This window comes from Cupriavidus campinensis (assembly GCF_905397395.1).
Classification (GTDB): Bacteria; Pseudomonadota; Gammaproteobacteria; order Burkholderiales; family Burkholderiaceae; genus Cupriavidus; species Cupriavidus campinensis.
The window spans coordinates 53,152-78,567 of the sequence record NZ_CAJPVH010000002.1; the positions used below are offsets into that span (position 1 = coordinate 53,152).

The window sequence follows — 25,416 nt, forward strand, 5'->3', positions numbered from 1 at the left end:
GGCGGGTGGCGCTTTCAGCGCCGAAAGTCCCCCGGCTGGGCAGGTCCTGGCCGCCCCTCAGGCTTCCAGCGCCATCAGCTCCGCCGGGCCAATCTCGTAGCGGCCCCGGCCGAGCGCCTTGGCGCGGTAGAGCAGCGTGTCGGCCATGCGCTTGAGTGTCTCGTCCGTCATCGGGCTACCGCGATAGAGCGCCACGCCGATGCTGACGTCCACGTCGGCCATCACGCCGTCGAAGTAGAAGCGCTGGCCGATAGCGTCGAGGATGGACTCGGCCACGCGCTGGGCCGTGGCGGGCGAGGCGATGTCTTCCAGGATGACCGCGAATTCGTCGCCACCCAACCGCGCCACGTGGTCCTGGTCGCGCACGCAGCGGCGCAGGCGCAGGGCGAACGACTGCAGCAGCATGTCGCCCGTGGCATGGCCGTGCGCGTCGTTCACCGCCTTGAAGCGGTCCATGTCGAGGAACAGCAGCGCCATCAGACGATTCTCATCGCGGCTGCGCGCCATGGCGGCGTGGAGCTGGCTCTCGAAGGCGCTCCGGTTCTCAAGCTGCGTCAGGTGATCGGTTTGGGAGATCCGCGCCAGCCGCTGGTGCTCCAGCTTGCGCTGCGTAATGTCCTGCACGTGGATGTGCACCCCCACCACTTGCTTGCCATCCTCGCTCCATTCGGGGCGGTAGCTCATTTCCATCCAGTGCGGCTGCGGCGTGCGGTATTCGCTCTCGAACGTGATCACGGCACCGGCCAGCGCCTGTTGCAGGTAGGGGCGCGCCAGCGCGTAGCGCGCCTCGCCCAGCACCTCGCGCACGGTCTTGCCCCGGATCTCCTCCACCCGCATGCCGAACGCCTGCTCGTAGGCGACGTTGTTGAAGACGTAGCGCTCGTCGTTGTCGATAAAGGCCAGCAGCGAGGGCAGGTTGTCCGTGACCGCGCGCAGCCGGCGCTCGCTGCGCGCCAGTTGCTGGCCGCGCTGGCGCACATCGCGCATCAGGCGGATGAACGCGCGGGTCACGTCGCCGATTTCATCGCGCTGCGGGCGGCGGGGCAGGCGCTCGAAGGCGTCGGCATCGTCGGCGCTGGCCTGCACCACCTGATGCAGCCGCGATAGCGGCATGAGCAGCCGCCGCACCGCCAGCCAGATCAGCAGCGCCACGCCGCCCAGCACCAGCCCGGCCATCATCAGGAAACGCCGCTGCATCTGGCGCAAGGGCGCGTAGGCCTCGCGCGCGGGCAGCACGGCAATCAGCTCCCAGCCCGTGGTGGACATCAGGTGGCGCGCAATCACGGGCCGCTCCGGCATCAGGAATTCGAGCGTCGCGGGCTGGTCCGTCTCGCCGCAGGTGTCACCCAGGGCGCGGGCCGGCTGGCGTGCCTGACGGGTGTCCGGATGCTGCACGTAGACCGGCCTGGCGCCCGCCGACACCAGGCAATAGAACCCGGTGTTGCCCAGCCGGCTATGGGCGATCTCGACCAGGAAGTTCGAGCGCGACAGATCGAGCCAGCCGCCCACGAGGCCCAGAAACTGTCTGGACGCCGAGACCACCGGCATCGCCACCAGCACGCCAATCGTGCCATCGACGCGTGCGTGGATCGGCGCGGCCACCACCGGGTTCAGCGTGCGCACCGCCTCGCGGAAGTAGTCGCGGTCGCCCACTTCGATCGGCGGGCCCGATGACGTCAGCACGCTGCCATTGGCATCCGTCACCACCACTGAATTGAACGCCGCCGGCACAGGGATGGTCTTGCCGATGACGTCGAGCAGATCGGCCCGCACGTCCTCCCGGGCCCGACCGCGTGCATTTTCCAGCACCGCGCCAATCTGTGGCGCCATGTGGGCCAGCATCACGGTGCGGTCGTCCATGGCGGTGTCGAGCTGGTCGGCGGAGAGCTTGACGATGGAGTCCTGCTGGTTCTGGAGCGCGTCCTCCAGGTCCCGGTGCGCGTAATACAGCGAGCCGAGCACGATGCCCGTCCCGAGCACGGCGGCCAGTACCGTGGTGATGAGCGCGATGCGCGCTTTCAGGGAGGGTTGGAGGCGGGGCATGCTGACAAACGCGGGCAAGACGAAAGGCGAGGGCACGCAGGAGTGGAGAACAATGCTGCTCACGCACTTCCCATGCCTGATTCCGGGGGTGCGGCAGCGGGGCAACGTACCACGCATCACCCGTTTGAGTCAGCCGGGGGAAACGGCGTTGACAAGCCCCATGCGTTGCTGCCCGCCCCGCCGCGCATGTGTGTGCGGAAGCACTGTGCGCCGTTGGGCCGGCACGGTATAGTGCGCCCGGCGTAGCGAGTTTGCCCCCCAAACGAGGGGAGCCGGCGCCCCCCGGCCCGCGATGCAGGCCCGGGATATTCACCGTTTTCAGCGTTTCCACCGTCTTTTATCCTGCCTTCATGACCTTGTCCACGTGGTTGCCCGTTCTGTCCTGGCTGCTGGTTGCAGCGGGCGGCGCCTTGGTGGGCTGGATGGCGCGGGCGTGGTGGAGCCGGCGGGCTCCCGGGCAGGTCAGCGCGGCACAGGCGACGCAGGACCAGACCGAGCGCCGCCGCGTGGACGAGTACATCCGCCATCTGGCCCAGCATGACGCGCTGACCGGGCTGCTGAACCGCGCCGCGCTGCACAGCCGCACCGAGGCCGTCCTCGACGATGCGCGCCGCCAGGGCGGGCGCGTGGCGCTGCTGCTGCTGGACCTCGATCACTTCAAGCACATCAACGAAACCCTCGGGCACCCGGTGGGCGACGATGTGCTGCGCACGATTGCCCAGCGCCTGCGTGGCACGGTGCAGCCGCGCGACGTGGTGGCGCGCATGGGGGGCGACGAATTCGCCGTGGTGCTGGGCGGCCTGCGCCATGACAGCGAGGCCGAGCTGACGGCGGCCAAGATCCTGGCGCGCGTGTCCGAGGGCTTGCAGCTCGCCGGGCACCTCGCCGGGCAGCCGCTGCGCGTGACGCCTTCGCTCGGCATGGCGATCTATCCCGACGATGGCGAGACGCTGACGGACCTCCTCAAATCCGCCGATTCGGCCATGTATGCGGCCAAGCGCGGCGGCCGGGCGCAGTTGCGGCGCTTTGCGAGCGAGATGGCCGAGGCGTCGCTGACCCGCTTCACGATCGAGGCACTGCTGCGCCGCGCGCTGGCCGAGCAGGAATTCCGGCTGCGCTACCAGCCCATCGTCGACCTCGTCACGCTGAACGTGGTGGGCGTAGAGGCGCTGATCGCCTGGGAAACTCCCGAACGCGGCGTGATGCAGCCGTCCGAATTCATCCCGATTGCCGAGCAGTGCGGGATGATCGACGCGCTGGGCGAGTGGACGCTGGCCACTGCATGCCGCGAGATCCAGACCCTGCGCACCGAACTGGGCCGCGACATCGACGTGGCGGTGAACATCTCGCCCTTGCAACTGCGCCGCGCGGACTTCCCGGAGACCGTCGCGCGCTGCCTGCAAGCGGCCAGCCTGCCGGCGCCGAGCCTGACCATCGAGGTCACCGAAGGCATTCTGGTGGATGGCGGCGAGACTACGATCGAGTCGTTCCGGCGCGTGCGCCAGCTGGGCGTGAGCGTGTCCATCGATGACTTCGGTACCGGCTATTCGGGGCTGGGCTACCTGACGCGGCTGCCGATCAGCAAGCTCAAGATCGACAAGTCATTTGTCGATGACCTGGCCATGCCCGGCCACGACCGCGCCGTGGCCGCCGCGATCATCGCGCTTGGCCATCAGCTGCACCTGCACGTGGTGGCGGAAGGCGTGGAGTCGATGGCGCAGCTGGAATTCCTGCGTGGCGAGGGCTGCGACGCGGTGCAGGGCTTCCTGTTCTCCCAGCCGCTGGGCTTCAGCGCGCTGCGCGACCTGCTGCTGGCCGGCAACGGCTTCTCGCGCGTGGCCTGAGGACGTTCCGGCACCCATCCGGCGCCCCATCCGGCGCCGCAGAAACGGGTACGCCTTGAGTGCGCCTTGGGTACGCCTCAGGTACGCTCCGACCATGAAAAAACCCGGCTGGCGCTCAGGCGCACAGCCGGGTTTGTCTTATCCGGGGACGGGGCTCAGCCGTTGACGGTGGACGCCGCCGCATCCTCGCCATTGGGCGAATGGAGCCGGCGGTACAGTTCGTCGATACGCAACCGGCTGCTGGCCAGTTCCTCACGTCCCTGCTCGGTCAGTTGATAGACCCGCCCGATACCGTCGCGCAATACACTTTCCAGATAGCCATCCATCTGCAACGCGCGCAGCAAAGGCCGCACCGTGCCGATATCCACCTGGAATCCGTACTCCATCAGCATTTCTGCAAGCATGGCCACGGTGGCGGGCACCTCCATGGCGAATTGCAAGACGTAGACGCGGGCTAACAAGCCAAGGAACTGTCGTTTCATGAGGCAGGCAACGCAAAGGGGGGACTGACGGTTGACGCGGATTTTACCGCGCGCGCTGCGGCGCTGCCCGTGAGATGCCGAAGTCGCATACGATAGGCGCGTGTCCGACGGCAGAAAAAAAAGAAGCCGCCAGGGTTGCCTGGCGGCTTGTCGGGAATGCGTCGGAGGGGTCAATTAACTCTGGCGCAGAACAGAGTTTAGCGGAATCGAATACGCGATGTCACGCCCTGTGCTAAGGCTCCCCACAAATGGGGGGTAGGTATGTAAGGCATCCGAAAGCGATATTGCGGCCAATCCGCAACATTGGTGATCTTTGCCCCACTTTTGGGCAAGTTTTGGGACTTTTAGCGCGTGTTCTTCGACCCCTTCCGTGGTCAGGATCAGGTCCGATTCCAGCGCGCAGCCTGCCGCCGGGCGCAGTGTAATGGCAGTACCGCGTCACGGGTCGGGGAGTTCGACCCTCCGACGACACGCCCCATGCCGATCAATTTCTCGTCGTTTTGTATCCAATGCGCAACAGTTTCGCGGCGCGCGCCCGAATCGTTGCTTCTCACCAAGGCCATGAAACCTTCCGACCTGATTCGCCTGCTGTCGCTGTCCGCCATCTGGGGCGCCAGCTTTCTGTTCATCCGCATCGGCGCGCCGGTGCTGGGGCCGCTGCCGACGGCGTTCTTCCGCGTGCTGATCGGCGCCGTCACGCTGGCGGCCTGCCTGATGCTGATGAAAGTGAAATGGGACATGCGCGGCAAGTGGCGCCCGGTGATCGCGCTGGGCATCATCAACTCGGGCATCCCGTTCGTGATGTATTCGGTGGCCGCGCTCTGGCTGCCGGCAGGCTATTCGGCCATCTTCAACGCCATGACGCCGCTGATGGGCGTGCTGATCGGCAGTCTGTTCTTCGCCGAGAAACTGACGCGCGCCAAGGCGCTGGGGGTGCTGATCGGACTGGCCGGGGTGGCGGTGCTTACACGCACCGGCCCGGTGGTGTTCTCGCACGAGGTGCTGCTCGGCGCGCTGGCCTGCCTGGTGGCGACCTCGTGCTACGGGTTGGCCGGATTCCTGACGCGCCGCTGGATCACCGCGCGCGGCGGCCTGGATAACCGGCTCGTGGCGGCGGGCAGCATGGTCGGCGCGACGCTGTTCCTGCTGCCGTTCAGCCTCGCCGCGCTGGTGCGCGAGAACACGCTGCCGGCGGCTGGCCCTGGCGTGTGGGCGGCCATGCTCGGCCTGGGCATGGTTTGCACGGCCATCGCCTACGTGTTGTATTTCCGGCTGGTGGCGGATCTCGGCCCGGTGCGGTCGCTCACGGTGACCTTCCTGATTCCGCCGTTCGGCATCGTCTGGGGCTGGATGTTCCTGGGCGAGGCGCTGTCGTGGGCGCACGCCGCCGGCATGCTGCTGATCGGCGCGGCGGTCTGGCTGGTGCTGAAGCCGGCCGCGCCGGCGGTGAAACCGGCAGCGGCAAGCTCCTGACCGCCGCCTCAGTGGCGATGGTGGTCGCCGCGGTCGCCGTGGTCATCATGGCCGCGATGGTCATCGTGGCGGTCGCGGCCATCGCCATAGCCATGGCCGTTGCCGTGACGATGCCAGGCCTGGTACTGGCGGCGGTCATACCAGCGGCCGCCATCCCAGTAGCGATCGCCATGCCAGCCGATCACGACCGGCGCCACCACCACCGGCGCCGGACGATAGGCCACCGGCGGCGGCGCCACATAGACAGGCGCCGGACGCGGCTCGACATAAACGGGCGCAGGGGCCACATAGACCGGGGCCGGCACGCCCAGGTTGACGTCGATATCGACGCGCGCCATGGCGGCTGTGGAGGCCGTCAGCGCAGCGGCGCCAGCGACGAAAACCAGGAGGGAAAGGGGACGCTTGTTCATCGTATTCACCAGGGGTGAGAGGTTATGACTCCACTCTACCCATCTGGCGTATTACGATTCACGCACATTTGTAACAGAATCGGCCAATTCTGTAAGCGATCTGGCCGGCACTTCTGTCAGATCGACGACTCGCTTCCCGGCACCACCTGGCAGGCCGGGCACAGGCCATAGAGCACCAGCATGTGCTCGCGCAGCTCGAAGTCATTCTCGGCTGCCACCTTGCGCTGGCGTTGCTCGATTCCCTCGTCACGGAATTCCTCCACCCGCCCGCAGCTCACGCAGATCAGGTGGTCATGATGGCCACCCTCGTTCAGCTCGAACACGGCATGGTCGGCCTCGAAGGTGTGGCGCAGCAGGATATTGGCCTGCACCAGCTGGTTCAGCACGCGATAGACCGTGGATAGCCCCGCATCCACTTCCTGCGCCAGCAGGATCCGGTAGACATCTTCCGCGCTCAGGTGACGGCGGTCGCTGCGCCGGAACGCCTCCAGCACATGCATGCGGGGCGACGTGGCCTTGAGGCCGGCGCGTTGGAGAGGGGTAGGGCTGGACTTCACGGATGACAAGGACATGCGGCGGCTCGCACCGGGCGGGGTGCGCTCAGTTAGTTGACTCCACGAGGATTCCGAAGGGCGGTGGGCGCGGGTATCGAAGCATCGAGGCATCGATGGCCCACCGGCCGGGGCGTGCGGGAAATCAGGCGGGAAGCACCCGGGCCGGACGATGCAGACTGGCAGCCCCGTCCCGGGCGGCCCGCCGTGCCTGACGGCGCGCGGAATAAAAAGGTGGCCTGGCTTGTCGCTGGATGACGCGATCGGGAAAACGGGGTCTGGATGTTTTCCCGATCTTCCTGCGACTGGCTACTACCAAACGCTCCGTGTGTCGGAGCGGTCCCCACAAAAGTCGGTAACCGGCGCCGCATTGCTGCCACGCCCTGAAATCTGTTTTGTCTGCGGCGGCGGTGCCGTTCGTCAGACAGTGAAAGCAGTGTAAATGGGAATCGATCTCATTTCAAGAAAAATCTGCGGGGGGCCGATAACCTTGCGGCCTCAAGCGAGGGGGCTGCTGTGCCGGTCGGGAAACTCGAGCCGGAACGAGGTGAGCGCTTCCGGCTCGGATTGGACCGAGACGGCGCCATGGTGCAGGTCCATGATGGTCTTGACGATGGCGAGGCCGATGCCGGATGACTCCACGGAGTTCGCCCGCGACGGGTCCGCGCGGAAGAAGCGGTCAAACAGCAGCGGCAAGTGCGCAGGGTCGATGCCGGGCCCGGCATTGGTGATCTCGATCGCGGCGTGGCTGGCGCCCGCGCGCCCGCGCACCAGGATCTCGGAGCCCTGGTGCGCGTACCGTACGGCATTGGCAAGGAGATTGCCCAGCGCCCGCCGCAGCAGCGTTGCATCGGCGAAGACCCTGCCGTGGGCGTCGACGCGGATAGTCACTGCGCGGGCCTCCGCCAGCAGCTCGAAATAGTCCGCCTGACGCAGCAGTTCGTCCTTCAGGTCGAGTTCCGCCAGATGGAGCGCCACCCGCGCATTGTCGGCGCGGGCGAGGAACAGCATGTTCTCGATCATTCGGGAGAGCCGTTCGTACTCTTCCACATTGGAGGCGAGCAGGGACTGGTACTCGTCGGCGGAGCGGTCGCTGCCGAGCGCGACCTGTGTCTGGCCGAGCAGATTGCCAATCGGCGTGCGGAAGTCGTGCGCAAGATCGGCCGAGAAGTGGGAAAGCCGGTCGTAGCGTTCGCGCAATCGATCGATCATCTTCTGTAGCGCGCCGGCCAGGTCGTCCAGCTCCGCCGGCAGGGTGGAAGGATCGATCGGCAGGGTGCCGCTGGTGAACGTGATGGACTCGGTTCCGGCCGCGATGCGCCGCAGCGGCGCCATGCCCGCACGGAGCGCGGCGTATCCCAGGATGCCGGCGCCAAGCGCACCGAGGCAGGCCGCGGCGAAGACCTTCCAGCGATAGGCGCGCAGGAGCGCAACCCGGCTGCTGGCCAACTGGAAGATCTCCAGCGTGACCGGTGCCGCGACCGCGCCGGCACGAACCTGCAACGTGATCAGGCGCACGGGGGTGCCGCCGGGGGTGTTCCACATCGCCACGGGGAACATGTCGGGCCCGGTCTCACTCGCAAGATCGGGGTGCTCGGGCCTGGTGCCGTAGTCCGCGCCATTGGCGGCCAGCAACGCGCCGTCGGCGGCGCGTACCCGCATCCCGTATTCGTCATTGCCCTTGACCACACCCAGTATTTCGTTCCAGGCGGGGCTGCCAGGCTGGTCCGATGGGGAGAGCCCAGCCAGCGCGTGCCCGGCCCGCGTGGCCTTGCGCAGCAGTTCCGCGTTGTCACGCTCGATGATCTGGGTGGCCAGCGCGCGATACAGGTAGATACCCACCCCGCCAAAGGAGACGCCGGCGATCAAGGCAAAGGCCAGGGCCAGGCGGGCAGTCAGCGAACGCGTCTTCATCCGGGCTTTCGGCTCTCAAGCACATAGCCGATGCCGCGCACACTGTGAATCAGCTTGGGCGCGAAGCTGTCATCCATCTTGGCGCGCAGGCGCCGGATCGCCACGTCCACCACGTTGGTGTCGCTGTCGAAATTCATGTCCCAGACGTGCGAGGCGATCTGCGTCCGGCTCAGGACCTCGCCATGACGGCGGGCCAGGAAGTGCAGCAGCGCGAATTCCCGGGGCGAGAGGTCGATGCGCGCGCCCGCGCGGGTTACGCGGTGGCGCAGGAGGTCGATGTCGAGGTCCTCGATCTCGATGCGGTCCGCTTCCCGGACCGGCCCCCGCCGCAGCAGCGTCCGGGCGCGCGCCAGCAGTTCCACGAACGCGAAGGGCTTGGCGAGATAGTCGTCGCCGCCCAGTTCCAGCCCCTTGACCCGATCCTCCACCTCGTCCCGGGCAGTGAGGAAGAGCACGGGCGTGTCCTTGTGCTCCCGGAACTGCTTCAGCACTTCCCAGCCGTTCATGCCCGGCAGCATCACGTCCAGGATGACGAGGTCGTAGTCGCCCTCGAGTGCGTGGTGCAGGCCGTCCCGCCCCGTGGTGACCAGATCGACGACGAACGACGACTCGGTAAGCCCTTTGCGGAGGTACTCCCCCGTCTTGGGTTCATCCTCGATGACCAGAATTTTCATGATTCGTCCCCGGCTGCCCAGCGATCGCAGCCCAACCTTGGGGCCGATGATAGCCGGGCGCTCCTCCCGCTTGAATGACAACACTGTAATCAATTTGACCGCGATGCGGAGGGGGTTGGATTTCTAGAATCAGGCCCTGTCATGGCTGATTTGCGCGTGCTGGCGCCTGGAGTGAACTATGTGGATTGTGCGGCTCGCCTTACGTCGGCCTTATACCTTCGTCGTTCTGGCAATACTGATCCTGCTGGCCGGGCCGGTTGCCATCCTGCGCACGCCGACCGACATCTTCCCGTCGATCGACATTCCGGTCGTGAGCGTGGTGTGGAGCTACAACGGCCTGTCCGCGCAGGACATGGCGCAGCGCATCGTCACCGGCTATGAGCGCTCGCTCACCAACAGTGTCGATGACATCGAGCACATCGAATCCCAGTCCTTGCCGGGCGTGAGCGTCATCAAGGTCTTCTTTCATCCGGGCGCGGACATCAATCGTGCGATTGCGCAGACCACGTCGGGCGCGCAGTCGCTGCTGAAGCTGCTGCCGCCCGGCACGACGGCGCCGCTGATCCTGAGCTACAACGCCTCCACCGTTCCCATCCTGCGGCTGGCGCTCGGGAGCGACACGCTTCCCGAGCAGGAGCTGTATGACCTCGGGAACAGCTTCATCCGCACCCAGCTGGCCACGGTGCAGGGCGCCTCCATTCCCCTGCCGTACGGCGGCAAGGTGCGGCAGGTCACGGTGGACCTGCACGTGCCGGCGTTGCAGGCGCGAGGCCTGTCCCCCCTCGATGTGGTCAACGCGATCAACGCCCAGAACCTGGTCCTGCCCGGCGGCACGGCCAAGATCGGTGCGCTCGAGTACCGGGTGGACCTGAACGGCAGCACCGACACCATCGCCGCCCTGAATGACCTGCCGATCCGTAGCGGCCCGGAGGGCACGGTCTATGTGCGCGATGTGGCACAGGTGCGCGATGGCTACGCCCCGCAGCTGAATGTGGTCCGGCAGGACGGCAAGCGCTCCGCGCTGCTGGAGATCGAGAAGAGCGGCAATACCTCCACGCTGGCGATCATTTCCCAGATCAAGGCACTGCTGCCCGGCGTGACGGCGGGGCTGCCGAAGTCGCTCGTTGTGCAGCCGATCTCGGATCAATCGGTCTTCGTCACCTCGGCGATCGACGGCGTGCTGCACGAGGCGCTGATCGCCGCGTGCCTGACCGCCGCCATGATCCTGCTCTTCCTGGGGAGCTGGCGCGCCACGCTGATCATCGCCATCACCATCCCGCTTTCCGTGCTGGCGGCGCTCATCGCCCTGTCCGCCCTGGGGGAGACCCTCAATATCATGACGCTGGGCGGCCTGGCCCTGGCCGTGGGGGTGCTGGTCGATGACGCCACGGTCGCCATCGAGAACATCACCCATCACCGCGAGATGGGCAAGCCGCTGGAACAGGCCATTCTCGATGGCTCCGCGCAGATCGCGCTGCCCACGCTGGTATCCACGCTCTGCATCTGCATCGTCTTCCTGCCGATGTTCATGCTCAGTGGCGTGGCGCGCTACCTGTTCGTGCCGATGGCCGAGGCCGTGGTGTTCGCGATGATGGCGTCCTACTTCCTCTCCCGCACGCTGATTCCCACGCTCGCGCACTACCTGTTGCGTGGGGAAGGGGCGGCGGGTGGCCGCGTTGGTGGCCGCTTCTCTCGCGGGTTCGACCGTGCCCACACCGCCTTCGAGCATGGCTTCGAGCGCGTGCGGCAAGCCTATTCGGCGCTGCTTGGGGCGGCCCTGGGCGCGCCCCGCCGCGCGATGGCGCTGTTCGCGCTGCTTTGCATCCTCTCCATGACGCTCGTGCCGTTCCTGGGACAGGACTTCTTCCCGGCCGTCGACAGCGGCGAGATTCGCCTGCACCTGCGGGCACGGACCGGCACGCGGATCGAGGAAACGGCACGACTGGCCGATCAGGTCGAGGGGAAGATCCGGGAAGTCGTCGGCCCCGCCAATGTCGCGGGCATCGTCGACAACATCGGCCTGCCCGTCAGCGGCATCAACCTGACCTACGACTCCGCGCTGCCCATCGGCACCGGCGACGCCGAGATTCTCGTCTCCCTGAAACCGACGGCCGGCAGCTCGAGCGCGCTGGTCGACAAGCTCGACGCCGCATTGCCACTGGCCTTCCCGGGCATCAGCTTCTCGTTCCTGCCGGCCGATATGGTGAGCCAGATCCTCAACTTCGGCCTGCCGGCGCCGATCGACGTCCAGATCGTCGGGAACGACGCGGCAGGCAACCGCGCCGTCGCCAATCAGCTGCTGCGCAAGCTGTCCGCGATTCCCGGCCTGAGCGACCTCCACCTCCAGCAGCCCGACGACCAGCCCGCACTCACCGTCAACGTGGATCGCACCCGTGCGCTACAGGCCGGCATGTCGCAACGCGATGTGGCCCAGAACCTGCTCATCTCGCTGTCAGGCAGCGGGCAGACGACGCCGAACTTCTGGCTCAATCCGAAGAACGGCGTGAGCTATCCGCTGCTGGTGTCGGTGCCCCAGTATGCGATGGACTCGCTCCAGACGCTGTCGAACATTCCGCTCGGCATCGGCGCCGCAAGCCTGAAGCAGGGCGGCGCGGCGCAACTGGGCCAGTTCGGCACGATCCGTCGCGGCAACCAGGCCGGCGTGGTCTCGCATTACAACGTGCAGCCGGTGCTCGATCTGTTCGGCTCGGTGCGTGGCCGCGATCTGGGTGCCGTGGCGGCTGACGTCCAGCATGCCGTCGATGGCGTCCGTGCCACGCTGCCCGCCGGCTCGCGCATCGCGGTGCGCGGACAGGTGCAGACCATGCACGCCTCGTTTTCCGGCCTGATGGTGGGGCTGGCGGCGGCGATCGTCCTGGTCTACCTGCTGATGGTCGTCAACTTCCAGTCATGGCTGGACCCGGCCGCCATCGTGGGGGCCTTGCCGGTGGCCCTGTCGGGCATGGCGTGGATGCTCTTCGCCACCCGCACCACGGTCAGCGTCCCCGCGTTGACGGGCGCCATCATGTGCGTGGGCATCGCCACGGCCAACAGCATCCTCGTGGTCAGCCGCGCGCGGGAACTGCTCCAGGAGGGGAAGACGGCCCTTGCCGCAGCCTTCGAGGCCGGCGTCGGGCGCTTCCGGCCCGTGATCATGACGGCGCTGGCCATGCTCTTCGGCATGATTCCCATGGCGCTGGGCGCGGGCAGCGCCGGCGCCCAGAACGCCCCGCTGGGCCGCGTCGTTATCGGCGGACTGGCATTCGGCACCACGGCAACGCTTGTGCTTGTCCCAGTCTTCTTTGCCGCCCTGCATGGCTGGATGGAGAAGCGGGCGCGCGCCTCTGCAACCCTCACTCAGGTACACGACCCCGTATGACCTCGAACGAACCCCCTATCGCGCGGCAACCCGTGTCCCATCGGCCACGGCTCAGGATCGCCGCCGTGGCCGCCGTGGTCACCGCTGTGGTGGCTGCCGCCCTGACCGCCGGCATCGTTCCCCGGGTGAGCGGCGAAGCCGCCTTGCAGTCCCGGGCGCTTGTCGCGCAGGTGCCAGCCGTCAGCACGGTCAATCCGAAGGCGGCGTCCGCGGCGCAGGACATCACGCTGCCGGCCGATGTCCAGGCCTATCAGGACGCCGCGATCCACGCGCGCGTCAGCGGCTATCTGCGCCAGTGGTATGTCGATATCGGCGCACAGGTCAAGGCGGGCCAGTTGCTCGCCGAGATCGACGCACCGGAAGTTTCGGACCAACTGCGCCAGGCCCGCGCCGACGAGGCCACGGCCGCCGCCAACTACGCGCTGGCCAGGACCACCGCCGACCGCTGGAAGGACCTCCAGATCACCCACTCCGTGGCGCAGCAGGAAACCGACCAGAAGGTCGCCGACATGGCGGCCAAGGGGGCGCTTCTGGCCTCGGCACGGTCCAATACCGCGCGACTGGCGCAACTGGCGTCCTATACGCAGATCCGCGCGCCATTCGATGGCGTGATCACCGCGCGCAACGTGGACGCGGGCGCGCTGATCGATGCGGGCAGCGCGCCGGCCCAGGGCCGGGAACTGTTCCACATTTCCGCCGGCAGCCGGCTGCGGGTCTATGTGCAGGTGCCGCAGGGCGTCAGCGCGGCGGTGCGCCCGGGCGTGAAGGGCTGGCTGACGCTTCCCCAGGCGCCGGGCGAGCGTTACCCGGCGACGGTGACGCGCACGGCCGGGGCGATCGACACCGTAACACGCAGCCTGCGCGTGGAACTCGACGTCGACAGTCAGGGCGGCAGGATTCTCCCGGGCGCCTACGCGGAAGTGCACATCGAGCCCGAAGCGGGGCGCCCCGGACTGGACCTGCCCGCCAGCACGCTGATGTTCCCGGCCGGCGGCCCGTCGGTGGCCATCGTGGGCCAGGACGGCAAGATCGCGATCCGGCGCATCGCGCTGGGGCGGGATTTCGGATCGCACGTGGAAGTGCTGAGCGGGTTGACGACAAGCGACCGGGTCATCGTCAATCCGGGCGACGGACTCACCAGCGGCACCACCGTACGCGTGGTGCCGGCGAGGCCCGCCGCCGGGCAGGGAGGTGCAACGTGAAACGGCTTGCGATGGGGCTGCTGTGCGCGTGGCTGGCAGGCTGTGCCACCGCGCCCGACTACCACGCGCCGGCCATGCCGCTGCCGGCGCACTACACAGAGGCGCAAGACGTGGCGCGCCAACGGATTCCCGCCAACTGGTGGGCGGTCTATCAGGATCGGGATCTGGACGCGCTGATCCGTCGTATCGACGTTTCGACCCCAACGCTCGGGAAATCGCTGGCCCTGCTGCGTGACGCCCGCGCCCAGCGCGACGCGGCGCGCGCGGCGTATTTCCCGACGATCGGCGCCAACGTGAGCGCAAGCAGCAGCCATGTATCGGCAAACGTGGTCGGGCGCTCGCTCGCTGGCCAGACCACGCCGGACCGATTGATCGGCTTCGGCGCCAGCTGGGAGCCGGACCTCTTCGGGCGCATCGGCAACAACGTGGATGCCGCGGATTCGCGCGTGCAAGCCAGTGCCGACGATGTGGCGGCGGTTCGCCTGAGCCTGCAGGCGGAGGTGGCGGTGGACTACTTCGGCATCCGCTCGCTGGACCGCGAGTCGGCCCTGCTCAGGCAGACCGTGGAGGCCTATTCCTCCGTGCTCGAACTGGTGACAAATCGCTATCGGGGCGGCATTGCCGCCGAGAGCGATGTGGCGCAGGCGCAGGCCCAGCGCGACAGCACGCGTGCGCAGCTGGCCGACCTCACCCTCGCGCGCACCCAGTTGCAGCACGCGCTGGCCACGCTGCTGGGCGAGCCGGCGAGCACGTTCTCCGTCGCCCGGCAGGACAGCTATGACACGCAGCTCCCCGTCGCGCCATCCGCCGTGCCGAGCGAGTTGCTCCAGCGGCGCCCCGATATCGCCGCAGCGGAACGGCGCGTGGCGGCTGCCAATTCCCTGATCGGGGTCGCCCGGGCGGCGTTCTTTCCGAGCCTCATGCTGAACCTCAGCGGCGGGGTAGAAAGTTCGGGCCTGGCCGGGCTGCTCACCGCGCCCAGCCGCTTCTGGGCGGTCGGCCCGGCCCTGGCCGCCACCGTGTTCGATGGCGGCAAGCGGCGGGCGGGGGTCGATAGCGCCCGGGCGCAGTTCGATGCCAGTGCGGCCGACTACCGGGAGACGGTGCTGAAGGCGGTGCAGGACGTGGAGGACAACTACGCCGCGATCCGCCTGCTGAAGGAGGAGGCGGGCAGCCAGGCGTCGGCAGTGACCGCCTCCCGTCTGGCCCTGGCCCAGGCCACTGACCGCTACCAGAAGGGGGCGTCCGCCTATCTCGACGTGAACGTGGTGGAGGCGACGACGCTCGCCAACGAGCGGACGCTCGAGGAAATCCGGCGGCGCCAGCTGTCGGCCAGCGTCTCGCTGTTTCGCGCGCTGGGGGGCGGCTGGCAACCTGCCGATTGAGGACAAAAAACCATCAGGACGGTCGTTGCTGCCGGTCGTTGCAGCCTTCACCCCGCCGTCTTCACGAAATCGATAAAGGCGCGCAGCGGGGCGGGCACGTGGCGATGGCCGGGGTAGTAGAGGAACGGCCCGGAGAACGTCTGCCACCACGGCTCCAGGATGGGCTCCAGCGCGCCGCTGTCGAGGTAGCGGCGCAGGCCGCCCTCGAAGAAATGGACCACGCCGCCGCCCGCCAGGGCGATCTCGAAGGCGAGGTGGAAGGCGGCGGCCGGCTTCACGATCAGCGGCCCGGGCGGGTCCAGCGTCACCACCTCGCCATCGCGCTCGAAGAGCCACGGTGGCTTGGCGCCGCCCGCGAACTGGCCGCGCAGGCAGGCGTGGCCGAGCAGCTCGCGCGGATGGGTGGGCCGGCCGTGGCGGTCCAGATAGGACGGCGCCGCAGCCGTCGCAAAGCGCTGCACGCGCGGGCCAATCGGCACGGCGATCATGTCCTGCTCCAGCCGCTCGTCATAGCGGATGCCGGCGTCGCAGCCAATTGTCAGCAGATCGACAAAGCTGTCCTCGACGATTACCTCGACGCGGATATCGGGATAGGTCTCAAGAAAGCGCGGCAGCAGGGTGGCCAGCTCCAACGTGGTCACGCTCGACGGCACGTTGAGCCGCAGCGTGCCGGTGGGTTTGTCGCGGAACAGGTTCAGCACGTCGAGCGAGGCTTCCATCTCGCTGAACAGCGGCGTCAGCTTCTCCAGCAGGCGCAGCCCGGCTTCGGTCGGGGCCACGCTGCGCGTGGTGCGGTTCAGCAGCCGCAGGCCGAGCCGGGCTTCCAGCCGCCGCACGGCAATGCTCAGGCTGGAGGCGGATACCCCGCCGCTGCGGGCGGCATCCCGGAACCCGCCGGCACGGGCGACTGAGACAAAGGCGGCAAGGTCGTTGAATTCCATCGCGGCAAGGGCACGGGTTGTGCAGATTATTGAACAACCCGTGCAATCTAGATGGGATTATCGAACAGCGCAATCGCTCCCATACTCGCTTCACCCATTTCAAAGGAGCGCGTCATGTCGGCATCCCAACCCCTGAACACCTTTCCGCTGGCCGGTCGGACCATTCGCCGCCTCGGTTACGGCGCCATGCAACTGGCCGGCCCCGGCGTATTTGGCCCGCCGAAGGACCGTGCTGCCGCCATTGCGGTGTTGCGTGAAGCCGTGGCACTGGGCGTCAACCATATCGATACCAGCGATTACTACGGCCCGCATATCACCAACCAGCTGATCCGCGAGGCACTGCACCCGTATCCGGACGATCTGCTGATCGTGACCAAGCTGGGCGCGGTGCGCGGCGCGGATGCCGCCTGGATTCCGGCGCTGGAGCCGGCGGACCTGGCGCGCGGCGTGCACGACAACCTGCGCAATCTTGGGCTGGAGACGCTGGATATCGTCAATCTGCGTGCCATGGGCGATATCCACGCGCCGTCGGAAGGGTCGCTGGAGCGGCAGGTGGTGGCGCTGGCCGAACTCCAGCAAAAGGGCCTGATTCGCCACATCGGCTTGAGCAATGTCACCGCCACGCAGGTGGCGGAAGCGCAGCGCATCACGGAGATTGTCTGCGTGCAGAACCAGTACAACCTCGTGCACCGGCATGACGAAGCGCTGATCGACGATCTGGCGCGGCAGGGCATCGCCTACGTGCCGTTCTTCCCGCTGGGTGGGTTTTCGCCGATCCAGTCCACGGCGCTGGCGGACATCGCGCGCACGCTGGGCGCTACGCCAATGCAGGTGGCGCTGGCCTGGCTGCTGCACCGCTCGCCCAATATCCTGCTGATTCCGGGCACCTCGTCGGTGGGCCACCTGCGCGAAAACCTGCGGGCGGCCACGCTGGCGCTGTCGCCGGACGTGCTTGCGGCGCTGGACCGCATCGAGGCGCCGGCCGCCGCCTCACATTGAGGACTTGCCCTCCGCCTCGGCCCTCACCTCCGCCTCCAACATTGCCGCCGGCTTGCGCCATGGCCAGCCCAGCGTCATGCCGGCGGCGGCCACCAGGATCAGCATCGCCCCGACCAACTGGGCCGGGTGCAACTGGTGGCCGAACGCGAGCCGATCCACCAGGATGGCGACGATCGGATAGATGAACGACAGCGCGCCGGTCAGGTGCGTAGGCAGCTTCTGAATCGCGCCGTAGAGCAGGATGTACATCAGCCCGGTGTGGACCACGCCCATGGTGGTCAGCGTGGCCCACGGCACGAGGCCGGACGGCAGCTCCGAGGACACGGCCATCGGCAGCAGCATCACCGTGCCGACCATCACGTGGATCAGCGCGATCAGATGCGGCGGCGTGCCTTTGAGCTGTTTCGCAAAGATCGCGGCCAGCGCGTAGAAGAATGCCGCGCCCAGCGCCAGCAGGATGCCGACCAGGTAGTCGCCATGCGGCGCGCCGGCGCCGGGCCTGGCCTGCACGATCAGCAGCATGCCGCCGAAGGACAGCAGCAGCCAGCCGAGCTTGGCCAGCGTCAGCCGCTCGCGCAGGAACACCGCGCCGAGCGCCACCAGCATGAACGGCTGGGTGTTGTAGACCGCCGTGGCAATCGAGATGGACGCACCCGCGTAGGCCGAAAACAGCAGCAGCCAGTTGGCGACGATGGCCACGCCGCCCGCCACCGCGAGCAGCAACTGGCGCCGGTTGAGCGTGCCCGGCTTCAGGTAGCCCTTTGCGGCGCAGACCGCCAGCAGCACGGCCGCGCCGAACGCGCAGCGCCAGAAAACCACCTGCGTCACCGGGCGGCCCGACACCACCACCAGCCAGCCGATGGTGCCGGAGATGACCATCGCCGCCACCATTTCCATCATCCCGCGTTTGCGCTCGTCCACTGCGAATCCTCCTATCGAGGCTTGGCAGTTTACGAGGTCACCCGCCTGCTGCCCATGCCGGAATGTAGGAAATCGGCCTATATTCCTTACTTAATTAGGCGAAAGGGGGAAATTTCCTATGTCGATCGACGATCTGGACCGGCGCATCCTGGCGCTGCTCCAACAGGACGCGCGCATGCCGGTGAAGGCGCTTGCGGCGCAGGTGGGGCTGTCCTCGCCGGCGGCGTCGGAGCGGCTGCGGCGGCTGGAGGAGCGCGGGGTGATCCGCGCCTTTACGGTGGATGCCGAGCCGCGCACGCTGGGCTATCCGATGCAGGCCATCGTCCGCATCCGGCCGCTGCCGGGGAAGCTCCAGCAGGTGCAGAAGCTGATCGAGTCGATCCCCGAATTCGGCGAATGCGACAAGGTGACCGGCGACGACTGCTTTATCGGACGGCTGTATCTGCGCTCCATCGAACACCTGGACCATATTCTCGAGCGGATTACCGATATGGCGGAGACCAGTTCGGCCATCGTCAAATCCCAGCCGGTGAGGCGGCGGCTGCCGCCGCTTTGAAATGCTTCGAGTGACGGTGAAAGCATTATTGTGATTTCGACAAAATCGCCGAAACACGTCATTCGCGTTGCGCTGTCAATCCCCCCACAGCGGGTTGGCCGGCGCAAAGGCGCTCCCTGACACTCCACGCCGCCGGGCATCGTAGATTTGCCCGCGGGTACGCGCTGCGGGTCGCTGCGCGGGGAAAACACCATAAGAAGAGGTCAGGGATGAAATCGAGGATTTTGTTGACGGGTTTGGCGGCGGCGGTGCTCAGCGCCTGCGGCGGCGGTTCCGGGGATGGCACGACTACCACGCCGGCCGGCGGTTCGGGCAGCGCGCCGGTCACCACCAAGATCAGCGGCACGGCCGCGGTCGGCGCGGCGCTGGCCGGCGCCACGGTCCAGGCGAAGTGCGCCACGGGCAGCGGCACGGCCACCACGGCGGCTGATGGCACGTTCACCATCAATATCGATAACGCCACGCGCCCGTGCGTGCTGGCCGTGACCACGCCGGACGGCACGACGATGCACTCGGTGGTGGAACCCGGCTCCGGCACCAGCGCCGTAGCCAACATCACCCCGCTGACCGAACTGCTGACCGCCGCGCTGGCGGGCGGCAGCACCACCACCTTCTTCACCCAGTTCGACAAGAGCGCCCAGGGCCTCGTCACCACGGACGGCCTGTCCAAGGCCAACAACGCCGTGAGCCTGGTCCTGACCGGCGTGGTGGACCTCACGGGCATCGACCCGCTCAAGGCACCGCTGGTGGCCGCCAACGGCAGCAATGCCGGCAACGCGCTCGATCAGCTGCTGGACCAGCTGATGGCGCGCCTGGCCACGGCCAAGACGACGTTGGCCGACCTGTCGACGGCGGTGGGCAGCAACGCCGGCACGACCGCCGTCGGCACGATCCTGCAGCCGGCCTCGGCCACCTGCGCGGGCCTGCGCACGGGCAATTACTTCATGGTCATGGCGACGGCAAACATCGTCGGCACGGTCAAGTTCAACGCCGACACGACGTCGATCGCTCCCGTGGCCAGCTTCGACGCGGGTGCCGAAATTGGTCCCGCCACGCCGCTGACTCCGGTTGATGGCGATGCCTGTCACTTCACGGGCGGCACCGCCCCGATGGTGTTCGACATGATGGTGGCGAAGTCGGGCATGAGCATGATGGTGGTGCCGAACCCGGGTGTCAGCGCCCCCCCGATGCTCCCGCCGCTGCTCGTCCCGGCGCAGACCCTGCCGGTGGCCGAGCTGGCTGGCGACTGGAACGGCCTGGGCTTCGAGCGCGATGACTCCAGCGCGCCGTATGCGCCCTCGCGCGTGAAGTTCACCCTGGATGCCACCGGCAAGATGACCGCCGGCGCGGATTGCACGGGTACCAGCACCTGCTCGCCATGGCCCGCAGAGGAACTGGGCACGATCACGGCCAACCCCGTTGGCGGCTTCGACCTGACGGACTCCTCGGGCTTGGCGCGTGCCGTGGCGTTCAAGGGCACGGATGGCCAGATTACCGCCGTGATCGTGCATACCAACGGCATCCTGATTGCCACCAAGGCGATTGCCCGCGCGATGCCGGTGGTCGGCACGAAGAATTCGTACTGGGACCTCACGGCCTTCGCCGACAACACGATCTTGATGGAAACGGCGTCGACGACGATCACTGCGGCAGATCCGGTGACCGGCGTCTACTCGCGCCTGCGCAACGACGGCCGTCCGGACACCTGGACGCAGAACAGCCCGCTGCCGGGCCTGCGTTATCGCGCGGCCGCCAACAGCGTGCGCGAGGGGATTGCCATGACGCTGAACAACACCGGCGTGGGCGTGATGATCAGCCTCAGCGCGCCGGTGCCGTTCTTCGACATCTCGGTGAACCGTCCGCAGTAAGCGTCCCCCCGCTGTACGTATGACCGAAGCCCGCCTACCGGCGGGCTTCCTCGTTCCTGCGCCCGGAGTAGCCGCTTCAGGTCAGCGAGATGCCGCCGTCCACGCGCAGGTTCACGCCGGTGATGAAGCTGCCGGCAGCGCCCGCCAGCATCACGGCGGCCGATGCCACCTCGGCGGCGCGGCCCAGCCGGCCCAGCGGGATGGCGGCGGCCATGGCGGCCTCGAAGCCGGGGCGCTCGGCCGGGCCGACGCCCAGCTTGGCCAGGATCGGCGTCTCGGTCGGACCCGGGCTGATCACATTGACGCGGATGCCGCGCCCCTTGAACTCCAGCGCCCAGTTGCGCGCGAAGGCTTCGATCGCCGCCTTGCTGCCGGCATAGACCGCGTGGCCGTCGAGCACCTTGCCGCTGGCAATCGAGCTGACCAGCAGCACCGCGCCGCCGTCGCGCAGCAGCGGGTCGATCTTCTGCACGCCGAAGAACACCGCCCTGGTGTTGGTGGCGAAATGGGTGTCGTACTCGTCGATGCCGACCTGCGCGGAGTCGGTGATGATGTTCATCCCCGCGTTGGCCACGTAGATGTCGGCGCCGCCGAAGCGCTCCGCGACGAGTGCCGCCACGCGGTCATGGGTGGCGAGATCGGCAATGTCGCCGGTCAGGCCAACCGCCCGGGGGCCCAGTTCGGCCACGGCGGCCTCCACGGCATCGTTGCGGCGCCCGACGATCACTACCTGCGCGCCCTGGTCGACGAATTGCCGGGCGATGGCGAAGCCGATGCCACTGTTGCCGCCGGTAACGACGGCAACCTTTCCTGCTAGCGTGTTCATATGCGTTCCTGGATAGCCCTGATGGGTTTGCCCACGCATTTAGCCAGAGCCGTCCGGGGCGTCCCAGCCCTACAATGGGCCCTTCACTTGTGCCAATCTGTCATCTATGTCGATTGAACGCCTGCATGGCCTGTCCGCCTTCGTCCGCGCCGTGGAAGCGGGCTCGTTCACGGCCGCCGCGCGGCGGCTCGGCACCACGCCTTCGGCGGTGTCCAAGAGCATTGCGCGGCTGGAGGCGCGGCTGGGCGTGAAGCTGTTCCATCGCTCGACGCGCGCCTGCGTGCTGACCGACGAGGGGCAGGCCTACTACGGGCGCGTGGCGTCGCTGGTGCGGGGGCTGGAGGAGGCCGCCGAGGTGCTGGGCACCCCGTCCACGGCGGTGGGCAAGCTGCGCATCAGCATGCCGAGCGACCTTGCGCGCTCCTTGCTGGGGCCGGTCACGGCCATCCTGATGCCGCGCCATCCCCGCCTGGCACTGGAGGTCAGCGTCAGCGACCAGCATGTCGACCTGATCCGCGAAGGCTTCGACCTGGCCCTGCGCGCCGGGCAGGTGGCCGACAGCGGCCTGTTTGCGAAGCCGCTGGCGGACCTGCCGCTGGTGCTGGTGGCATCCCCGGACTATCTGGCACGGCACGGCGTGCCGCGCACGGTGGCGGATCTCGCCGCGCACCGGCACGTGCGCTACCGGCTGGCCGGGCAGGTGGTGCCGATTGCCTTTGCCGATGGCGCGCGCGTGCCGCTGGAAGGCGCGTTCGACTCCGACAGTGGTGAGGCGCTGCGCACCGCCGCCGTCAACGGGCTCGGCATCGCCCAGATCCTGCGCACGGCCGTGCAGGCCGATCTCGACGCCAACCGGCTGCGCGTGGTGCTGCCGGACGTGGCCCTGCGGCCCGTGCCGCTGCAGGTGCTGCACGGCTTCGGGCGGCGCCTGCCTGCCCGGGCGAAGGTGTTCATCGACTTCGTGGCGGCGGCGCTCAGGCGATCGGGCTCGGAGACAGGGCCGGCTCCGGATTGAAGTCGGTCAGGCAGTTCAGCGCCTGCGCGCGGATCGCGTCGGTCATGAAATCGATAAACACGCGGATGCGCGTGGGCAGGTGCTGCCGGCTCAGGTAGCAGAGGTAGTGCCCGCGGTCGTCGGGCGCGTAGCGGGCCATCGCCACCACCAGCTGCCCGGCGGCGAGGGGCTCGGCGATCTGGTACCCGGCCAGCTGCGCGATGCCCCAGCCCTGCAGCACCGCGTGCAGGACCAGATCGGAATCGTTGAAGGTGAGCCGGGCGGTGGGCATGACCTTGCGCACCTGCCCATCCACCTTGAACTCCCACTCGAACACCCGCCCGCTGGCAAAGCGGAAGTTGATGCAGGCGTGCCGGCCCAGCGCCTCGATCGTATCGGGCAGGCCATGCCGCGCCACATAGGCCGGCGACGCGCACAGCGCGATCTGCATCGGAATCAGCTGCTTGGCGATGATGCTCGAATCCTCGATGCGCCCGTTGCGGAAGGCCACGTCGACCTGCTCGGAGGCGAAGTCGGTGGGCCGGTCGTCTAGCAGCAGTTCGATGGCGATCTCCGGATAGGCCGCCATGAAGCGCTCCAGCAGCGGCGCCACCACCTTCCGGCCAAAGCCCACGGTGGCGCTGATGCGGATCATGCCGCGCGGCGGGCCTTCGCGCAGCTCCAGCATGTCGTTCATGGCCTCCACGATGTGCGTGACGCCCTGATGACAATTCTCGAAGAAACGCTGGCCCTCGCGCGTCAGCTGCGTGGTGCGGGTGGTGCGCAGGAACAGCCGCGTGCTCAGCTGCGTCTCCAGCTTCTGCACGTTGCGGCTCACCGCCGAGCGGCCGATGCCGAGGCGCTCGCCAGCCTTGGCGAAGCTGCCCTCGCTGGCCACCGCCATGAAGGCCATGATGCCCGCGTAGCTCGCGGCAAAGCCCGTGGACAGCGCATCGGCGCGATTTGGCAGGCTGACGCGGAAGCCACGTTCCACGGCCTCTGCGGGCGCCGCGGGCGCCACGGGCGCCAGGGGCGTTGTCGGGACCATCGATGCCGCGCCTGCCGCCGGGTCCAATGTGTCGGATCGGTTCATTCCTGCTGTTCCCCAGTCAAAGCGGTTGTGGATCGATATACGTAAGTCGTACGGCAGTGGCCCAGTGCATGACTGAGTTTCCGGGGCCGGACTGCTACTCTGCAATCCAAGACCACCTCACCCTCAACCGCCATGGACACCCTCCCGACCCCCCTCACTTCCGCCGCCGCTGGTGATGCGTCGGGAGAGCAATCGGCCGCACCGGTCGTCGCGTTTCATCGTCGGCAGATGTATCCGCACCTGAGCGCCGCCGACATCGCCCGGATCGCGCCTTATGGCGCTGAACGGACCTGGCGTGCCGGCGAACTGGTGGTGCGCACCGGCGACCCGGCCAGCGGCCTGGTGCTGGTGGTGGAAGGGCGCGTGCGCATCGTCCAGCGTGACGGCATCGGCGACAGCGCGCTGGTCGTGGAGCACGGCCCGGGCAACTTCCTGGCCGAGATCGGCCAGCTCTCCGGCATGCCGGAACTGGTGGACGGCATCGCCATGGAGGATGTACGGGCCATCGTCGTGCGCCCGGCCTGCCTGCGCTCCCTGATGGTGGCGGAGGCGGTGCTCGGCGAACTGATCATGCAGGCGCTGATCCTGCGCCGCTCGGCGATGATCCAGCGCGGACGCGGCCCGTCGCTGGTCGGCCACGGCAGCGACGCCGCCATGGTCGAACTCCAGGCGCTGCTGCGCCGCAACAACTACCCCTACTCGGTGTTCGACCTCGACACCGACGAGGACGCGGCCGGCATGCTGCGCAAGTTCGAAGCCCACGAAGCGGATCTTCCGCTGATGATCTGCCCCAACGGCACGGTGCTGCGCCGCCCGGACGCCACGCAGGTGCTGGCCTGCCTCGGGCTGCTGCCCGAACTCGACAAGGACCGCGTCTACGACGTCGGCATCGTCGGCGCCGGCCCGGCCGGACTGGCCGCCGCCGTCTACGCGGCGTCCGAGGGCCTGCGCGTGATCGTGCTGGACGCCCTCTCGCCCGGCGGGCAGGCAGGCGCCAGCGCGCGCATCGAGAACTACCTCGGCTTTCCGGCGGGCATTTCCGGCCACGCCCTGACCGCCAATGCGTATGCCCAGGCGCAGAAATTCGGCGCGCATATCGCGAGTCCTGTCGAAGTCGACCGGCTGGAATGCGGCACGGTGCTCAAAGTGCGCACCAAGGCCGGCGAGACGGTGCGCGCGCGCACGGTGATCATCGCCAGCGGCGCCGCCTACCGTCGCCCGCCGATCCCCAACCGGGCGACGTACGAGGGCCGGGGACTCTATTACTGGGCATCGCCGGTGGAAGCCAAGCTTTGCGCCAGACAGGAAGTGGTGCTGGTGGGCGGCGGCAACTCCGCCGGCCAGGCCGCCGTGTTCCTTGGCGCGCACGCCGCGCATGTGCATATCGTGATCCGTGGGCCGAGCCTCGAACAGAGCATGTCCCGATACCTGATCGACCGCATCGCCGCGCAGCCCAACATCACGGTGCATGCGCACACCGAACTGGTGGGCCTGAGCGGTGACGCCCGGCTCACCGGCGTGGTGCTCCGCAACCGCGAAACGGGCGTGGAAGAGAAAAAAGCGATTCAACATGTGTTCCTGTTCACCGGCGCCGAGCCGAATACGGCGTGGCTGGGCGGTTGCCAGGTGGGGCTCGATCAAAAGGGCTTCGTGCTGACGGGCGCCCAGGCCGGCCAGCCGACCAACACACTGGAAACCTGCGTGCCGGGCGTGTTCGCCATCGGCGATGTCAGGTCCGGCTCGACCAAGCGCGTGGCCACTGCCGTGGGCGAAGGGGCCGTGGTCGTGTCACAGATCCACGGCTACCTGGCTGCCGCGCAGGAAGCGGCCTGAGGGCGCCCACCTGAGTGCGCCCGCCCCG

The 25,416-nt window shown here is 67.9% G+C and carries 20 protein-coding genes; 10 read left to right on the forward strand and 10 right to left on the reverse strand.

Features of this window, described 5'->3' with window-relative positions:
• Positions 1-57 precede the first annotated feature (57 nt).
• Positions 58-2,043 carry a diguanylate cyclase domain-containing protein gene (locus KHO18_RS01795; RefSeq protein ID WP_144201013.1) on the reverse strand — a complete coding sequence of 662 codons (1,986 nt, stop codon included), beginning with the start codon at positions 2,041-2,043 and terminating at the stop codon, positions 58-60.
• 350 nt (positions 2,044-2,393) lie between these two features.
• Here KHO18_RS01795 and KHO18_RS01800 point away from each other — a divergent pair, with 350 nt between their 5' ends.
• Positions 2,394-3,887 (forward strand): putative bifunctional diguanylate cyclase/phosphodiesterase, encoded by a 1,494-nt coding sequence (locus tag KHO18_RS01800; protein ID WP_377732460.1) that lies wholly within the window; start codon positions 2,394-2,396, stop codon positions 3,885-3,887.
• Between the two features lie 155 nt (positions 3,888-4,042).
• On the opposite strand, the gene KHO18_RS01805 is transcribed toward KHO18_RS01800, so the two are convergent.
• Entirely contained in the window at positions 4,043-4,369 is a 327-nt protein-coding gene (locus KHO18_RS01805; protein WP_144201011.1) for a PadR family transcriptional regulator, read from the reverse strand.
• 561 nt (positions 4,370-4,930) lie between these two features.
• Here KHO18_RS01805 and KHO18_RS01810 point away from each other — a divergent pair.
• Positions 4,931-5,842: a DMT family transporter gene (locus KHO18_RS01810; protein ID WP_144201009.1), complete on the forward strand. Its 912-nt coding sequence runs from the start codon at positions 4,931-4,933 to the stop codon at positions 5,840-5,842.
• 8 nt (positions 5,843-5,850) lie between these two features.
• Here the strand turns inward: KHO18_RS01810 and KHO18_RS01815 are convergent, their stop codons facing one another.
• The 4 genes from KHO18_RS01815 to KHO18_RS01830 all read right to left on the reverse strand — a co-directional run bounded on the left by KHO18_RS01815 (position 5,851) and on the right by KHO18_RS01830 (position 9,391).
• Complete coding sequence (locus KHO18_RS01815; protein ID WP_144201007.1) at positions 5,851-6,252, reverse strand: PXPV repeat protein; 402 nt, start codon at positions 6,250-6,252, stop codon at positions 5,851-5,853.
• A 116-nt stretch (positions 6,253-6,368) separates the two neighbouring features.
• Entirely contained in the window at positions 6,369-6,824 is a 456-nt protein-coding gene (gene fur / locus KHO18_RS01820; protein WP_144201005.1) for a ferric iron uptake transcriptional regulator, read from the reverse strand.
• A gap of 477 nt (positions 6,825-7,301) precedes the next feature.
• Positions 7,302-8,717 (reverse strand): heavy metal sensor histidine kinase, encoded by a 1,416-nt coding sequence (locus tag KHO18_RS01825; RefSeq protein WP_144201003.1) that lies wholly within the window; start codon positions 8,715-8,717, stop codon positions 7,302-7,304.
• The gene (locus KHO18_RS01830) at positions 8,714-9,391 is read right to left on the reverse strand and encodes a heavy metal response regulator transcription factor (protein ID WP_144201001.1); all 678 of its coding nucleotides are present in this window, start codon (positions 9,389-9,391) and stop codon (positions 8,714-8,716) included. The genes KHO18_RS01825 and KHO18_RS01830 overlap by 4 nt, the downstream gene beginning before the upstream one ends.
• 178 nt (positions 9,392-9,569) lie before the next feature.
• Here KHO18_RS01830 and KHO18_RS01835 point away from each other — a divergent pair, with 178 nt between their 5' ends.
• From KHO18_RS01835 to KHO18_RS01845, 3 genes are read left to right on the forward strand one after another with little or no spacing between them, the layout of a single operon-like run.
• On the forward strand, positions 9,570-12,770 hold the full coding sequence (locus KHO18_RS01835; protein WP_211942692.1) for an efflux RND transporter permease subunit: 3,201 nt from the start codon (positions 9,570-9,572) through the stop codon (positions 12,768-12,770).
• Positions 12,767-13,972: an efflux RND transporter periplasmic adaptor subunit gene (locus KHO18_RS01840; RefSeq protein ID WP_211942693.1), complete on the forward strand. Its 1,206-nt coding sequence runs from the start codon at positions 12,767-12,769 to the stop codon at positions 13,970-13,972. Before KHO18_RS01835 ends, KHO18_RS01840 begins: the two co-directional genes overlap by 4 nt.
• Positions 13,969-15,357: an efflux transporter outer membrane subunit gene (locus KHO18_RS01845; protein WP_244844464.1), complete on the forward strand. Its 1,389-nt coding sequence runs from the start codon at positions 13,969-13,971 to the stop codon at positions 15,355-15,357. Before KHO18_RS01840 ends, KHO18_RS01845 begins: the two co-directional genes overlap by 4 nt.
• A gap of 47 nt (positions 15,358-15,404) precedes the next feature.
• On the opposite strand, the gene KHO18_RS01850 is transcribed toward KHO18_RS01845, so the two are convergent.
• Positions 15,405-16,298, reverse strand: coding sequence for a LysR family transcriptional regulator (locus KHO18_RS01850; protein WP_211942694.1), 894 nt, complete (start codon positions 16,296-16,298; stop codon positions 15,405-15,407).
• A 114-nt stretch (positions 16,299-16,412) separates the two neighbouring features.
• Here KHO18_RS01850 and KHO18_RS01855 point away from each other — a divergent pair, with 114 nt between their 5' ends.
• On the forward strand, positions 16,413-17,297 hold the full coding sequence (locus tag KHO18_RS01855; protein ID WP_211942695.1) for an aldo/keto reductase family oxidoreductase: 885 nt from the start codon (positions 16,413-16,415) through the stop codon (positions 17,295-17,297).
• Here KHO18_RS01855 and KHO18_RS01860 read toward each other — a convergent pair.
• Complete coding sequence (locus KHO18_RS01860) at positions 17,289-18,218, reverse strand: DMT family transporter (RefSeq protein WP_244844466.1); 930 nt, start codon at positions 18,216-18,218, stop codon at positions 17,289-17,291. The genes KHO18_RS01855 and KHO18_RS01860 overlap by 9 nt on opposite strands.
• A 118-nt stretch (positions 18,219-18,336) precedes the next feature.
• Here KHO18_RS01860 and KHO18_RS01865 point away from each other — a divergent pair, with 118 nt between their 5' ends.
• Complete coding sequence (locus tag KHO18_RS01865) at positions 18,337-18,774, forward strand: Lrp/AsnC family transcriptional regulator (RefSeq protein ID WP_144200990.1); 438 nt, start codon at positions 18,337-18,339, stop codon at positions 18,772-18,774.
• Positions 18,775-18,983: 209 nt separating this feature from the next.
• Entirely contained in the window at positions 18,984-20,642 is a 1,659-nt protein-coding gene (locus KHO18_RS01870) for a hypothetical protein (RefSeq protein WP_211942696.1), read from the forward strand.
• Between the two features lie 76 nt (positions 20,643-20,718).
• Here the strand turns inward: KHO18_RS01870 and KHO18_RS01875 are convergent, their stop codons facing one another.
• A complete protein-coding gene (locus KHO18_RS01875) occupies positions 20,719-21,468 on the reverse strand; it encodes an SDR family NAD(P)-dependent oxidoreductase (protein WP_144200987.1) in 750 nt (249 codons plus the stop codon).
• Positions 21,469-21,574: 106 nt separating this feature from the next.
• Between KHO18_RS01875 and KHO18_RS01880 the strand changes: the two genes are divergently transcribed.
• Positions 21,575-22,483, forward strand: a complete 909-nt coding sequence (locus tag KHO18_RS01880; RefSeq protein WP_144200985.1) for a LysR family transcriptional regulator — start codon at positions 21,575-21,577, stop codon at positions 22,481-22,483.
• On the opposite strand, the gene KHO18_RS01885 is transcribed toward KHO18_RS01880, so the two are convergent.
• Positions 22,443-23,510 carry a LysR family transcriptional regulator gene (locus tag KHO18_RS01885; RefSeq protein ID WP_144201186.1) on the reverse strand — a complete coding sequence of 356 codons (1,068 nt, stop codon included), beginning with the start codon at positions 23,508-23,510 and terminating at the stop codon, positions 22,443-22,445. The genes KHO18_RS01880 and KHO18_RS01885 overlap by 41 nt on opposite strands.
• Before the next feature lie 177 nt (positions 23,511-23,687).
• Between KHO18_RS01885 and KHO18_RS01890 the strand changes: the two genes are divergently transcribed.
• Positions 23,688-25,388 (forward strand): FAD-dependent oxidoreductase, encoded by a 1,701-nt coding sequence (locus tag KHO18_RS01890; RefSeq protein ID WP_144200983.1) that lies wholly within the window; start codon positions 23,688-23,690, stop codon positions 25,386-25,388.
• Positions 25,389-25,416 lie beyond the last annotated feature (28 nt).